Source organism: Microbispora bryophytorum (assembly GCF_006874465.1).
Taxonomy (GTDB): domain Bacteria; phylum Actinomycetota; class Actinomycetes; order Streptosporangiales; family Streptosporangiaceae; genus Microbispora; species Microbispora bryophytorum.
Genome location: NZ_VIRL01000021.1, coordinates 100269 through 114071, shown reverse-complemented (window position 1 = coordinate 114071; position 13803 = coordinate 100269). Strand labels below are relative to the sequence as shown.

The window sequence follows — 13803 nt, the reverse complement described above, 5'->3', positions numbered from 1 at the left end:
GGGACATGAGGACAACGATCTCGGCCGCGGCGGCCGGCCTGGCCGTGCTCGCGGCGTCCCTGGCGGCTCCGGCGGCGGCGTACGCGAACGACGGCGCGGCCACCAAGCCCCTGCACCTGCGCAAGGGGCTGACCCTCAGGATCCCGTCGTCCTGGAAGGTCGACGACAGCCGCAAGGACTGGCTGCGGGTCATCACCGGCTCGTGCCCGACCAGGGGCACGGACACGTACGGCTTCCGCGACTCGGGATGCCACAGCTTCTGGGTTCTGGGACCCAAGGCCATCAACATGGGCCACGAGCTGTTCCAGAAGTACACGCCGGACGGCCCGTTCTATCCGGCCACCGACGTCGGGCCCTGCCCGGTGAAAAAGAACCTCTACATCGGACAGACCAAGCTCGCCGGGAAGGGGCTACGGCAGGTCGGGCCGGGGCACAAGGCGTACTACCGCGACTGGGCGGGCACCTGCGCGCCCCTGGGCCCGGGCAGGCAGAGAGCCCGCTTCAACCAGCGCGAGTGGTATCTGCCCACGTCCAAGATCCTGGTGATCGACCAGTGGAAGACGCCGGGCCTGAGCACGATCCTCAAGAACGCCACCTGGAAGTGACGACGCGTCCGGTGAGCTGTCGCCTATCGGGCCGCAAGTCGTCGGCAAGCGACCGCGCCTAGTGTGCCGGACATGTTCACCAAGACGATCTCGGCCGCGGCGGCCGGCCTGGCCGTGCTGGCGGCCACCCTGACGGCTCCGGCCGCGGCGTACGCGAGCGAAGGCGGCGCCACCAAGAAGGTCCGGCTGCGGAGCGGCCTGACCCTCACGATCCCCACGTCGTGGAAGGTGGTCAAGAACGGCAAGGACTGGGTGCGCGTCATCACCGGCCCGTGCCCCACCCTCGGCACCGAGGACTTCGGCTTCCGCGACTGGGGGTGCCACAGCTTCTGGGTCCTGGGACCGAAGGCGCTCGCGATCGGGCTCCACACGTTCCAGGCGTACAAGTCGAAGTACGGCTACGACCCCGCGACCGACGTCGGCATCTGCCCCAAGAGCTACAAGCTGTACAAGGGCGAGTGGAAGCTCGCGGACAAGGGGCTGCGGCAGGTCGGGCGCGGACACAAGGCGGACTACCACAGGTGGGCGGCGACCTGCGTGGACAAGAAGTGGCGGGTGAAGCTGCACTACAACCAGCGCGAGTGGTATCTGCCCACCTCGAAGATCCTGGTCCTCGACCAGTGGGACAACCCGCGGCTGAGCGCGATCCTCAAGAACGCGACCTGGAGCTGACCAGCCTTCGCCGGCCGGGTCAGCGCAGCGCGGCGAGCTGGTCGTCGAACCAGCGCTGGGGCGGCAGGGCGCAGGCGGCAGCACGCAGCCGCTGACCGCGCGCGAGCCGCTCCTGCTCCGGCAGCGTCAGCGCCTCGTGCAGCGCCGCCGCCGTGCCGGACACGTCGTAGGGGTTGACGAGCAGGGAGTCGGCCCCCAGCTCGGCCGCCGCGCCGGCCTCGCGGGACAGCACCAGCGCGCACCGGGGCGACAGGATCGGGCCCTCCTTGGCCACCAGGTTCATGCCGTCCCTGATCGGATTGACGAGCAGGACGTCGGCCAGCCGGTAGGCGGCGAGCGAGCGCGGGTAGTCGTCGTTCACGTTGAGGATCAGCGGGTCCCAGTCCTCGGTCGCGTACTCGTCCTCGATCTCCTTGGCGCAGCGCTGCACGGCCGCCGTGTACTCGCGGTACTCCGGCAGGTCGTGGCGGGAGGGATAGGCGAACGCGAGGTGGACGACCCGGCCGTGCCATTCGGGATGGGCGGCCAGGAACTCCTGGTAGGCCCGCAGGCCGCGCACGATGTTCTTGGACAGCTCGGTGCGGTCGATGCGCACGATCAGCCTGCGGTCGCCCACGAGGTCCTTGATCACGCTCATGTGCGACTCGACGTCCTGCTCGGCCGCCCGGGCCAGCAGCGCCTCGCCGTTCACGCCGAGCGGGTGGACGCCGATCCTGGTGGTCCGCCCGTCGTGCGTCACCGTCCGGGCGGCGTGGTCCACCCGGGCTCCGAGCAGCGTCTCGCAGCAGTCCATGAAGGCGCGGGCCCAGCGCGCGGTGAGGAATCCGGCGTGGTCGGCCCCGAGGATGCCGGTCAGCACCTCCGCCACGACGTCCTCGGGCAGCAGCGCGAAGTATTCCGGCGGCGCCCAGGGCGTGTGCGAGAAGTGGGCGATGCGCAGGTCGGGCCGTTCGGCCCGGAGCATCGCCGGGGTCAGCGTCAGGTGATAGTCCTGCACCATGACGCGCGCCCGGTGGGCCGCCTCCTCGGCCAGGGCCAGCGCGAAGGCGCCGTTGTACGTGCGGTACGACTCCCACTCGCGGCGGAACCGCGTGCCGAACTCGGGGGAGAAGGGCGTGTTGTAAAGCAGGTGGTTGACGAACCAGAGGGTCGAATTGGCCACGGCGTTGTAGGCCCGGTGGAATACCGCGGGCGGGATGTCCAGCATGCGGATCGGCCCCGTCGCGAAGGCCCGGTCGAGCCGCCCGCCGGCCGCCTGGCGCACCGCGCCCCGGTCGCCGTCCGACAGCGCCGCGCAGACCCACAGGACGTCGGCCTCCCTGACCACCTCGGACAGGCCGGAGACGAGCCCGCCCCCGCCCCTGCGCATGGTCAGGCCGCCGTCGTCCGACAGCGTGAAGGACACCGGGCCCCGGTTGGACGCGATCAGAACGGTGCTGCTCATCCTGGGATTCCCTCGATCAGAGCGGGCGCGCATGCCGGAAGATTAATAAAAACCGGCCTCCGTCAATAGGATGTCAACCGATCGCGGGAGGGCTGAATACGGCATGGCACTGGACGACACGACCGAGGACCTGGCCCGATCGGCTGCCCAGGGGGACCATCGCGCGCTCGGCGAACTGCTGCGGCGCATCGAGCCCGACGTGCTGCGGCACTGTGAGCGGCTTCTACCGTATCGGCAGGACGCCGAGGAGGCCGCGCAGGACACGCTTCTCGCCGTGGCGCGCAACATCGCGAGGTTCGAGGGGCGGGCCAGGTTCAGCACCTGGCTGCACATCGTGACCGTGAACTGCGCCAGGACCACCTACCGCTCGCTGAAGCGGCGCTCGTCGGAGCAGGCGGAGGAACTGCCCGAGCAGCGGCCCGATCCCCGGCGGGTGAGCGTCATCGCGGGGTCGCGGCTCGATCTGCTCGACGCGATGGAGGCGCTTGAGACCGAGCGGCCCGACCTCGCCCAGGCGCTCGTGCTGCGCGACATCTGCCAGCTCGACTACGCGGAGGTCGCCGACCAGTTGAAGATCCCCCTCGGGACGGTCAAGTCCCGTATCCACCAGGCGCGCAAGTACGTGCAGAACGCCCTCGGCGAGGCGTACGGCTGATACAGATCGTCTCGCGGTGTGAGACGCGGGAACGGACACCGAGGACGCCGGGGTACAGTGCTAGTGCCGCGACTGACAAGATTTGCCCGTACGGAGCGGTGGCCGCAGTGGTGTGTCGCAAGGCGGAGGAGCTCGTAGCCGGAGGCTGCGGGCGACGACGCCGCCGCGAGGTGCCGCTCTGGGCGACGCTCCGGGGCAGAGATCGGCAGGAGGGGCGCACAAGGACCTTCCTCGGAAGATCCCACAACTGAACATGCTCATCCAGAGGGGTGGAGGGACCGGCCCTGCGAAGCCCCGGCAACCTCCCCGGTGTCGAACTCGTGCCCACGAGGCCCGGCCGGGACAGGTGCCAATTCCGGCTCGCGGCCAGGGCGGTCGCGAGCGAAGATGAGGGAAAGGCCTCGCTTCATGGCGCATACCAGCACCGCCGCTAACACCGCCGCCGACACCTCTGTGAACACCGTCGAGTTCGGCCCCGCCACCGGTCTTTCGTGTCGCGAATGTGGCGCTCTCTACGATCTCGGCCCGATCTTCGCCTGTACGGAGTGTTTCGGCCCTCTTGAGGTGGCGTACGACTTCGGCGAGGTTCGTCGGGAGGACATCGCGTCCGGCCCGGCGAACATCTGGCGGTACCGCTCCCTGCTCCCCGTCCCCGCAGGTGTGGCGGCCAAGCCCAACCTGCAGCCCGGCTGGACCAAGCTCGTGAAGGCCGACAGGCTGGCGGCCGAGCTGGGCCTGCGGTCGCTGCACGTCAAGGACGACTCCGGCAACCCGACCCACTCCTTCAAGGACCGGGTCGTCGCGATCGCGCTGGAGGCCGCGCGCAACTTCGGCTTCCACACCCTGTCGTGCTCCTCCACCGGCAACCTCGCCGGCGCGGTGGGCGCGGCCGCCGCCCGGGCCGGGCTGGACTCCTGCGTGTTCATCCCCGCCGACCTGGAGCCGGCCAAGGTCACCATGGCCGCCGTGTACGGCGGACGCCTGGTCGCCATCGACGGCAACTACGACGAGGTCAACCGCTTCTGCTCCGAGCTCATCGGTGACGAGCTGGGCGAGAAGTGGGGCTTCGTCAACGTCAACCTCCGGCCCTTCTACGCCGAGGGCTCCAAGACGCTGGCGTACGAGATCGCCGAGCAGCTCGGCTGGCGACTGCCCGACCAGATCGTCATCCCGGTGGCCTCCGGCTCGCAGCTCACCAAGATCGACAAGGGCTTCCGTGAGCTGATCAAGCTGGGGCTGGTCGAGGAGCGGCCCTACCGGATCTTCGGAGCGCAGGCCGAGGGCTGCTCGCCGGTCTCCCAGGCGTTCAAGGCCGGGCAGGACGTCGTGCAGCCGGTGCGGCCCGACACCATCGCCAAGTCCCTCGCCATCGGCAACCCGGCGGACGGGCCGTACGTGCTCGACATCGCGCGGCGGACGGGCGGCGCGGTGGAGGACGTGAACGACCAGGAAGTGGTCGAGGCGATCCGCCTGCTCGCCAGGACCGAGGGCGTCTTCGCCGAGACCGCGGGCGGCGTCACGGTCGGCGTGCTGCGCAAGCTGGTGCGCGAGGGCCGCCTCGACCCCGACGCCGAGACCGTGGTGCTGAACACCGGTGACGGACTCAAGACGCTCGACGCGGTGGCCGAGCACGCCCGTCCCGCCGCCGTCATCCGTCCCTCTCTCGACGCCTTCCGTGCGGCATTCGCCAACTGAAAGCGTTTCAAAAAGCCCATCGGCAGCAACGAAAGCGAGCGAACAATGAGCGTTTCCGTGCGGATTCCGACGATTCTCCGGACGTACACCAACGGCGCCGCGGAGGTGAGCGGCGAGGGGGGAACGCTCCGCGAGGTCCTGCAGAAGCTGGACGCGGACTACCCCGGCATCGGCGGCCGCATCCTGGACGAAACGGGTAAGATCCGGCGTTTTGTCAACGTCTACGTCGGAGAAGAGGACGTCCGATTCGCCGACGGTCTGGACACCGCCACGCCGGACGGGGTGCAGATTTCGGTCATCCCCGCGGTCGCCGGAGGCTGAGCCGCCGCACCGCGCCCGAGCATCTGACATGCGCTTCTGCCGATGAAGAAGTCATGCGATGCCATGGCAAAAGGTGCAGCTCTCAACTATTCAACAGTAAAGTGAATATTCTGCGATCCTGCTTTGAGCGAACGCCAAGTAGTAGTTTGCGGATTGACTCTGTTGTCCTACGCCTTGACACGGGTATGGTCGAAGACGATCGACAAAACCGGGGGCTTCTTGGGTGTGGTCCCCAGCCCAGCAAGAGGAGTCGGAAGTGGCGCAGGGCACCGTCAAATGGTTTAACGCGGACAAGGGCTACGGCTTCATCGCGGTGGACGGTGGTAAGGACGTGTTCGTCCATTACTCGGCAATCATGATGGACGGCTACAAGGCCCTCGAGCAGGGTCAGCGGGTTGAGTTCGACATCACGCAGGGTCAGAAGGGCCCGCAGGCGGAAGCCGTACGATCCGTCTGATCCCGTCATCGACCTTGGAAGGCCCGGCACGCGGATTTCGCGAGCCGGGCCTTCCGCTGCTGTGTCGCCCGCTTCTTGCTGGGTCGCCCGGCTGCTCGGGTCGCCACACCGGCCGCGTCGTGCCGGAGGGGAGCGGAGAGCACGGCCTCGTCGCGGTTGATCGCTTCGCTCCTCGGTCCAGAACGCGGCCGTGCTCCTCGCCGCTCCCGTGCGCTCCTCGTCCGGAGGCTGGCAGCGCCGCTCGCGGCACCTGGGCGCTTCTCGGTCCGGGCCGGCGGCACGTCCTTTTGGGCACGTCGGTGCCCCCCGCTCCGCTCGTCGACTCGCTGATCTGGACATAACGTCCAAGCTGGTCAGCATGGCTCCCGCTTGCACTCGCAGGGGTAGAGTGCTAAATACTTGTTTGGCACTCTGAGGTCGAGAGTGACAACAACCGGGATCGGGGCGATGGGGCTCGCGCAGGGATAGCGGGTCCGCGCCGTCGCGGGCGTCGGCTCGGTCCGTTGAAGACACCCTGCTACTGGGAGGTCTAGCCTAATGGCAGCCAAGATGATCGCGTTTGACGAGGACGCCCGGCGCGGTCTTGAGCGCGGGATGAACCAGCTCGCCGACGCCGTGAAGGTGACCCTCGGCCCGAAGGGCCGCAACGTCGTGCTGGAGAAGAAGTGGGGCGCCCCCACGATCACCAACGACGGTGTCTCCATCGCCAAGGAGATCGAGCTCGAGGACCCGTGGGAGAAGATCGGCGCCGAGCTCGTCAAGGAAGTCGCCAAGAAGACCGACGACGTCGCCGGTGACGGCACCACGACCGCTACCGTGCTCGCCCAGGCGCTGGTCCGCGAGGGTCTGCGCAACGTGGCCGCCGGCGCCAACCCGATGTCGCTGAAGAAGGGCATCGAGGCCGCCGTCGAGCGCGTCAGCGAGGAGCTGTCGAAGCTCGCCAAGGACGTGGAGACCAAGGAGCAGATCGCCTCCACCGCCTCCATCTCCGCCGCCGACCCCGAGATCGGCGCCCTCATCGCCGAGGCGATGGACAAGGTGGGCAAGGAAGGCGTCATCACCGTCGAGGAGAGCAACACCTTCGGCCTGGAGCTGGAGCTCACCGAGGGCATGCGCTTCGACAAGGGTTACGTGTCCGGCTACTTCGTGACCGACCCCGAGCGCATGGAAGCGGTCTTCGAGGACCCGTACGTCCTGATCGTCAACTCCAAGGTCTCGGCGAACAAGGACCTGCTGCCGCTGCTCGACAAGGTCGTGCAGTCCGGCAAGCCGCTGGTCATCATCGCCGAGGACGTCGAGGGCGAGGCTCTGGCGACCCTGGTCGTCAACAAGATCCGTGGCCTGTTCAAGTCCGTGGCCGTCAAGGCTCCGGGCTTCGGCGACCGCCGCAAGGCCATGCTGGGCGACATCGCCACCCTCACCGGTGGCCAGGTCATCTCCGAGGAGGTCGGCCTCAAGCTCGAGAACGCCACCCTCGACCTGCTCGGCCGCGCCCGCAAGGTCGTCATCACCAAGGACGAGACCACGATCGTCGACGGCGCCGGTGACGCCGAGCAGATCGCCGGCCGGGTCAACGAGATCCGCGCCGAGATCGAGCGCACCGACTCCGACTACGACCGCGAGAAGCTCCAGGAGCGCCTCGCCAAGCTGGCCGGCGGCGTTGCCGTCATCAAGGCCGGCGCGGCTACCGAGGTCGAGCTCAAGGAGCGCAAGCACCGCATCGAGGACGCCGTCCGCAACGCCAAGGCCGCGGTCGAGGAGGGCATCGTCCCCGGTGGTGGCGTGGCCCTGCTGCAGGCCGGCGCCAACGCGTTCGACAAGCTCGAGGTCAACGGCGACGAGGCCACCGGTGCCGCGATCGTCCGCAAGGCCCTTGAGGAGCCGCTGAAGCAGATCGCCGTCAACGCCGGCCTCGAGGGCGGCGTCGTGGTGGAGAAGGTCCGCAACCTCCCCGCTGGTGAGGGCCTCAACGCCGCGACCGGCGAGTACGTCAACATGTTCGAGTCCGGCATCATCGACCCGGCCAAGGTCACCCGCTCGGCGCTGCAGAACGCGGCGTCCATCGCGGCGCTGTTCCTGACCACCGAGGCCGTCATCGCCGAGAAGCCCGAGAAGGAGAAGGCCCCCGCCATGCCCGGCGGCGGAGACATGGACTTCTGATCCATCTGCCTGCTTCGTCTCAACGGAAGGGCGGTTCCCCCTCGGGGGAGCCGCCCTTTCCCGTGGTGTGCCTCAGGCGAGGCCCCTGACCCAGCGGGCGCAGTCGGTCTGCATCGCGTATCCGGCAGAGGCCCAGGCGTGGTGCGCCAGCGTGTTGTCGTGCAGGACCATCGCGTCGGCACGGAACGCGCCGAACTTCCGGAACCGCTCCTCGGCGGCCCGGATCAGCAGCGATCCGATGCCCATGCGCCGGTGGGCGGGGTCCACGGCGAGCCGGTAGAGGTGGGCGCGCCAGCCGTCCCACCCGGCGATGAGCGTGCCGACCACGCGGCCGTCGATCTCCGCGACGAGCAGCGCCTCGGGATCGCGTTCGATCAGGGCCACGACCTTGCCGGCGTCGTCGTGCCTGTCGGTGTTCTCCGCGGCGTCCAGCCAGAACCGCAGCACGGTGGGGACGTCGTCGAGCGCTCCATGGCGGACGCGCACGCCGGGCGAGGTCATCGCAGCTCCTCGGGAAGGTCGCGGCTGTGCAGGACGGTCAGTGACGTTACCGCCCGGGTGAGGACCACGTAGAGACGGGCGAGGCCGCGCTCCTCGGCCTCCGCGATCGCGGCCGGCTCGGCGACGATCACGTGGTCGTACTCCAGGCCCTTGGCGAGCGTCGCCGGCACCAGCAGCACCCGGTCGTCGCCCGTCGAGTCCGGGTCGAGCACCGTGTGCGGCACCGCGGCGGTCTCCAGGGCCGCGGAGAGCGCGGGAAGGGCGGAGTCCGTCGCGATGACCCCGATGGAGCCCTCCTGTGCGATGGCCTGCCGTACGGCCTCGGGGAGGGCGGCGGTGACGTCGCTCTCACGGCGTACGGACAGGGAGCCGGCGCCGGCCCGCAGCGAGCGCGGCGGGGCGAGCTCCGGCGCGACGGAGGGCAGCAGCCGCGCGGCGAAGTCGAGGACCTCGCGGGGCACGCGGAAGCCGAGCGTGAGCTCGGTGACCTCGCCCGAGGGCTGGCCGAGGTGGTCGAGCACGGTCTTCCACGAACGCGCCGACCAGGGCGTGGTGCCCTGGGCGAGGTCGCCGAGCACGGTCGCGGAGCCGGTGCGGCAGCGGCGTCCGAGCGCGCGCAACTGCATCGCCGACAGGTCCTGCGCCTCGTCCACCACCAGGTGTCCCTGCGACGGTGTCCGCTCGATCAGGTCGCCCAGTTCGTCGAGCAGCGCCGCGTCGGCGGCCGTCCACTTGGCCGACCGGTGCGACTTGTACGGCTTGCGCCACACGATGAGCTGCTGCTCCTCCGGGGACAGGTCCGACCGGGCCGCTTTGGCCAGGAACTCGGGGTCCGACAGCAACCGGAACAGCACCTGCTCGGGAGTCAGCCGCGGCCACGCGGCGTCCAGCACGGCCTTGACCGGCTTCGACCGGGCCACCGCGTCCTGCACCCGGTCGTCGGGCGACTCGCCGCGCCGTTCCATCTGGACGAGCACGGCGTGGGCGAGCCGCTGGGCCAGGGTGGCGCGGCCCGGGCCGTACCTCGTCGTGCCGCGCAGCGAGGCGACGATCTCACTGACCTCGTGGTCGGCCACCCGGTAGCGGTTGATGCCCTTGGTGAAGAGCACCCCTTCGGCCGGCTTGGTGACGTGCAGCCACAGCGCCCGCCTGAGAACCTCGGCCATGCGGGCGTCGCCCTTCACGGCCGCCACCCCGGGGTCCTCGGGATGGGCGTGGTCGCCCAGGGCGCCGGCCACCGTCGTCTGGTTCACCTTCACCTCGCCGAGCGCGGGCAGCACCGAGGAGATGTAGGAGAGGAAGGCCCGGTTGGGCCCGACGATCGTCACGCCCGAGCGCGACAGCTTCTCGCGGTGGGTGAACAGCAGGTAGGCCGCGCGGTGCAGGCCCACGGCCGTCTTGCCGGTGCCCGGTGCGCCCTGCACGCAGACGGTCACGCCGAGGTCGGCGCGGACGATCTCGTCCTGGTCGGGCTGGATCGTCGCCACGATGTCCCGCATCGGGCCGGTGCGGGGCCGCTCGATCTCCTCGGTCAGCAGCCTGCTCTGCCCGAGCGCCCGGCCGTCGAGCGGTTCGTCCTCGTACGCGGTGAGGTCGCCGCCCTGGTAGCCGAACCTGCGGCGCAGCGCCACCCCCATCGGGTCGGCGGGGCCGGCCTGGTAGAAGGCGCGGGAGATCGGGGCGCGCCAGTCGATCACGAGGGGCCGGCTGCTCTCGTCGTGGACGTGCCTGCGGCCCACGTAGACCGTGCTCGGCAGGTCGTCGCCGGCCGTGCGGTCCAACCGGCCGAAGAACAGCGGCGCGTCGGGGTGGTCGGCCAGCGCGGCCACCCGCTGGTCGAGCAGACCCTGCAGAACCTGCTGCGACACCCAGTCGCCGGCGGCGTCGGCCGACAGCGACTGCGCGTGCTCGCGCATCGCTCGCAGCGCGGCGCGGGAGGCCGCGAGATGGGCGCGCTCGGCTTCGAGCACATTTCCGGGCATGCGGATGCTCCTCCGGGCATGGTGGGGACGGGACTGGTGGAAGCGGAAAGCACAAGAGCCTAGCTCTGGGCAGCGCGATGCCCAAACGGTATTTCTCTCGCGTGTCGTCGTTTCCCGGGACGGGTATCTGAACCCGGGTGACGCGCACCGTGGTTCCTCCGGCGATCCCGGCCGCGGCGAGCCTGCTGCTCGCCACGCTGTGGGGGTTCGCGATCTTCGGCGACTGGGGCAGACAGGCCTTCTGTATGACGAGCCTGGGAGCGTCGCCGGGCTGCGCGGACCGGATCGCCTCGGTGATCGCGCTGTCCGTGATGGTCGGGGTGGTCGCGGCGTGCGCCACGGGGGTCGCCTGGTTCGCCAGGCGCACGTCCCTGTACGGCCTCGCCGTGGCGGCCTGGGTCGTCGCGCTGGTGGTGCTGTTCGTCGGCGGCCTGGTCGCCCAGTGACCGCGTCCCGATGACCGGCACGAGAAGCTTCGCGACGGCGACGATGGAGCACTCCGTCGTCGCGCCGCCGGAGAAGCGGTTGCAGTGGGGTGTTTTGTCCTGATATGCCGCGCGTTGTCTGAGTCGCGAGTATGTGAGTCGCGAGCTCACCGGCGGCCAAGGTAGCGGGCAGCGAGAAACCAGGAGTAGGGCGAAAAATGCGTATATTGCGTGATTCGCCTTATTGCTGGGTATTGCCGCCATCACGACTGCATCATGTGAGGGTAAGGCGCGAGGCGAGGGGGGTGATGGGGTGACAAGGCCAAAGGGCATCTCCTGGACCTAGGCCGTGTCCGCGCAGGTTCCCAGGTCCGTGGGTGCGCGCACGGTCAGCGGGTCCGTGCTCGTTCGCCGGGTCCGCGGGTGCGCGCACGCTCGCCGGGTGCGCGCGACGTTCATCCGTTGCGCGGAGGTTCGCCGGGTCCGCGTGCGCAGGCGTTCAGCGCAGCGCCAGGTGCGCGCGGTGCGCCAGGCGAAGGAGCACCATGCGTCGGTTCTGCGGCCTGTCGTGCCGGAACCGGGCCAAGGCCGGCGTCTACCGCGCCCGGCGCCGTACGTGACCGGAGAGGGTCAGCGCGCCGGGTCCTCCTCGCCCACGTCGTCGGCGTCGATGATGTGGTAGGCGTACCCCTGCTCGGCCAGGAACCGCTGCCGGTGCGCGGCGAACTCCTGGTCGACCGTGTCGCGGCTGACCACTGAGTAGAACCGCGCGCCGCCGCCGTCCGCCTTGGGGCGCAGCACCCGGCCGAGCCGCTGGGCCTCCTCCTGGCGCGAGCCGAACGTGCCGGAGACCTGGATCGCCACGGCCGCCTCGGGCAGGTCGATGGAGAAGTTGGCGACCTTCGAGACGACCAGCACCCGGATCTCCTTGTCACGGAACGCCTGGAACAGGCGCTCGCGCTCCTTGACCCTGGTCTCGCCCTTGATGACCGGTGCGTTCAGGTGCTCGCCCAGCTCGTCGAGCTGGTCGATGTACTGCCCGATGACCAGCACCTGCTCGTCCGCGTGCAGCCGCACCAGCGCCTCGGTCACCCTCGTCTTGGCGGGCGTGGTCGAGCAGAACCGGTAGCGCTCGTCGCTCTCGGCCATGGCGTAGGCCAGCCGCTCGTCGTCGCCCAGCGTCACCCGGACCTCGACACACTCGGCGGGGGCGATGTAGCCCTGGTTCTCCATCTCCTTCCAGGGCGCGTCGTAGCGCTTCGGCCCGATGAGCGAGAAGACGTCGCCCTCCCGGCCGTCCTCGCGCACAAGCGTGGCGGTGAGGCCGATGCGCCGCCGGGCCTGCAGGTCGGCGGTCATCCGGAAGATCGGCGCGGGCAGCAGGTGGACCTCGTCGTAGACGACGAGCCCCCAGTCGCGGGCGTCGAACAGCTCAAGGTGCCGATAGGTGCCCTGCCGCCGGGTCGTCATGACCTGGTAGGTGGCGATCGTGACCGGCCGGATCTCCTTCTTGGTGCCGGTGTACTCGCCGATCTCGTCCTCGGTCAGCGAGGTGCGCTTGATCAGCTCCTGCTTCCACTGGTGGGCCGAGACCGTGTTGGTCACCAGGATCAGCGTGGTCGCGCTGGCGTGCGCCATCGCCGCGGCGCCCACGATCGTCTTGCCCGCGCCGCACGGCAGCACCACGACGCCGGAGCCGCCGTGCCAGAACGCGTCGGCCGCCTCCTTCTGGTACGGCCGCAGCGACCAGCCGTCCTCGCGCAGGTCGATGGGGTGGTGCTCGCCGTCGACGTACCCGGCCAGGTCCTCGGCCGGCCAGCCGAGCTTGAGCAGCGTCTGCTTGACGTTGCCGCGCTCCGAGGGGTGCACGGCCACCATGTCGGCGCCGTGGCGCTCCCCGACCAGCGGCTGGATCTTCTTGGAGCGCAGCACCTCCTCCAGCACGGCGCGGTCGATGCTGGTGAGCACCAGGCCGTGGACGGGATGCTTCTCCAGCCGCAGCCTGCCGTAGCGCGCCATGGTCTCGGCGACGTCCACGAGCAGCGCGTGCGGCACGGGATAGCGGCTGAAGCCGATCAGTGCGTCGACCACCTGCTCGGCGTCGTGCCCGGCGGCCCGGGCGTTCCACAGCGCGAGCGGGGTGACCCGGTAGGTGTGGACGTGCTCGGGCGCGCGTTCGAGTTCGGCGAACGGGGCGATGGCCTTGCGGCACTCGCCCGCCCTCGGGTGGTCGACCTCCAGCAGCAGCGTCTTGTCCGACTGGACGATCAGAGGCCCGTCACTCAATGCCTTGCTCCCCCACTCGTACGGCTGTCGCCTATCAAACACGAGGCCGGGCCGAATCAGTCCCAGTCGCGGGAATCAGTCCAGGTAGCCGTTGACCCCCGCCCACACGACCACGCCGATCCCGACCACGAACAGGACGACGTTGATGCCGATGGCGATCCACGCCCACTTCAGCAGCTTGCGCGCATGGTCCGGCGCGGTGTCCACCTTACTGAGCGCGATCCCGGACAGGATCGCCCCGGCGATGCCGCCGAGGGAGATGTAGCAACTCAACGTCAGCACGATGCTGATGACCAGGGCCACGATCGCGTGCGTGCGCGGGCCCTCCTGCCTCGGCGGATAACCGCCGGGCGGGTAGTAGCCGTACTGCTGCTGGTAGCCGTACGGCCCGTACTGCTGGCCTGGGTCGGGTCCCGGTTGCCCGTACGGTCCGTACTGCTGGCCGGGGTTCGGCCCCGGTTGGCCGTACGGCCCGTACTGCTGCTGTCCGTAGGGGTTGGAGCCGGGGGGCGGTCCGTAGGGATTGGACGGGGTCTGCCAATCCTGGGGTCCCTGCCCCGGCTGCTCTGGAGTCGTCACCCTGAAATCCTTTACTACGGG

13 protein-coding genes and 1 riboswitch are annotated in these 13803 nt (G+C 69.6%); of the genes, 8 read left to right on the top strand and 5 right to left on the bottom strand.

What is annotated here, in order from left to right:
- Window positions 1-5: 5 nt before the first annotated feature.
- Window positions 6-605, top strand: a complete 600-nt coding sequence (locus tag FLX07_RS29785; RefSeq protein WP_142575008.1) for a hypothetical protein — start codon at window positions 6-8, stop codon at window positions 603-605.
- Window positions 606-677: 72 nt separating this feature from the next.
- Window positions 678-1277 carry a hypothetical protein gene (locus FLX07_RS29780; RefSeq protein WP_142575007.1) on the top strand — a complete coding sequence of 200 codons (600 nt, stop codon included), beginning with the start codon at window positions 678-680 and terminating at the stop codon, window positions 1275-1277.
- Window positions 1278-1296: 19 nt separating this feature from the next.
- On the opposite strand, the gene FLX07_RS29775 is transcribed toward FLX07_RS29780, so the two are convergent.
- Window positions 1297-2721, bottom strand: coding sequence for an alpha,alpha-trehalose-phosphate synthase (UDP-forming) (locus FLX07_RS29775; RefSeq protein ID WP_142575006.1), 1425 nt, complete (start codon window positions 2719-2721; stop codon window positions 1297-1299).
- 103 nt (window positions 2722-2824) lie between these two features.
- Here FLX07_RS29775 and FLX07_RS29770 point away from each other — a divergent pair, with 103 nt between their 5' ends.
- From FLX07_RS29770 to groL, 5 genes are all read left to right on the top strand, one after another.
- The gene (locus FLX07_RS29770; protein ID WP_142575005.1) at window positions 2825-3376 is read left to right on the top strand and encodes an RNA polymerase sigma factor; all 552 of its coding nucleotides are present in this window, start codon (window positions 2825-2827) and stop codon (window positions 3374-3376) included.
- A gap of 254 nt (window positions 3377-3630) precedes the next feature.
- Window positions 3631-3770, top strand: a riboswitch (SAM riboswitch).
- A 14-nt stretch (window positions 3771-3784) separates the two neighbouring features.
- Window positions 3785-5071 (top strand): threonine synthase, encoded by a 1287-nt coding sequence (gene thrC / locus FLX07_RS29765; RefSeq protein WP_142575004.1) that lies wholly within the window; start codon window positions 3785-3787, stop codon window positions 5069-5071.
- A gap of 45 nt (window positions 5072-5116) precedes the next feature.
- Complete coding sequence (locus FLX07_RS29760) at window positions 5117-5392, top strand: MoaD/ThiS family protein (protein ID WP_030509193.1); 276 nt, start codon at window positions 5117-5119, stop codon at window positions 5390-5392.
- 256 nt (window positions 5393-5648) lie between these two features.
- Window positions 5649-5849, top strand: a complete 201-nt coding sequence (locus FLX07_RS29755) for a cold-shock protein (RefSeq protein WP_142575003.1) — start codon at window positions 5649-5651, stop codon at window positions 5847-5849.
- Window positions 5850-6386: 537 nt separating this feature from the next.
- Window positions 6387-8009, top strand: coding sequence for a chaperonin GroEL (gene groL, locus FLX07_RS29750; RefSeq protein WP_142575002.1), 1623 nt, complete (start codon window positions 6387-6389; stop codon window positions 8007-8009).
- A 72-nt stretch (window positions 8010-8081) separates the two neighbouring features.
- Here groL and FLX07_RS29745 read toward each other — a convergent pair whose 3' ends face one another.
- Both FLX07_RS29745 and FLX07_RS29740 read right to left on the bottom strand, forming a co-directional pair.
- Window positions 8082-8510 carry a GNAT family N-acetyltransferase gene (locus FLX07_RS29745; protein ID WP_142575001.1) on the bottom strand — a complete coding sequence of 143 codons (429 nt, stop codon included), beginning with the start codon at window positions 8508-8510 and terminating at the stop codon, window positions 8082-8084.
- Window positions 8507-10492, bottom strand: coding sequence for a HelD family protein (locus tag FLX07_RS29740; protein WP_142575000.1), 1986 nt, complete (start codon window positions 10490-10492; stop codon window positions 8507-8509). The genes FLX07_RS29745 and FLX07_RS29740 overlap by 4 nt, the downstream gene beginning before the upstream one ends.
- A gap of 137 nt (window positions 10493-10629) precedes the next feature.
- Between FLX07_RS29740 and FLX07_RS29735 the strand changes: the two genes are divergently transcribed.
- Window positions 10630-10938, top strand: a complete 309-nt coding sequence (locus tag FLX07_RS29735) for a hypothetical protein (RefSeq protein WP_142574999.1) — start codon at window positions 10630-10632, stop codon at window positions 10936-10938.
- A 609-nt stretch (window positions 10939-11547) separates the two neighbouring features.
- On the opposite strand, the gene FLX07_RS29725 is transcribed toward FLX07_RS29735, so the two are convergent.
- Window positions 11548-13203 (bottom strand): DNA repair helicase XPB, encoded by a 1656-nt coding sequence (locus FLX07_RS29725; protein ID WP_142574998.1) that lies wholly within the window; start codon window positions 13201-13203, stop codon window positions 11548-11550.
- Between the two features lie 75 nt (window positions 13204-13278).
- The gene (locus FLX07_RS29720; protein WP_142574997.1) at window positions 13279-13782 is read right to left on the bottom strand and encodes a DUF3824 domain-containing protein; all 504 of its coding nucleotides are present in this window, start codon (window positions 13780-13782) and stop codon (window positions 13279-13281) included.
- Window positions 13783-13803: the final 21 nt, after the last annotated feature.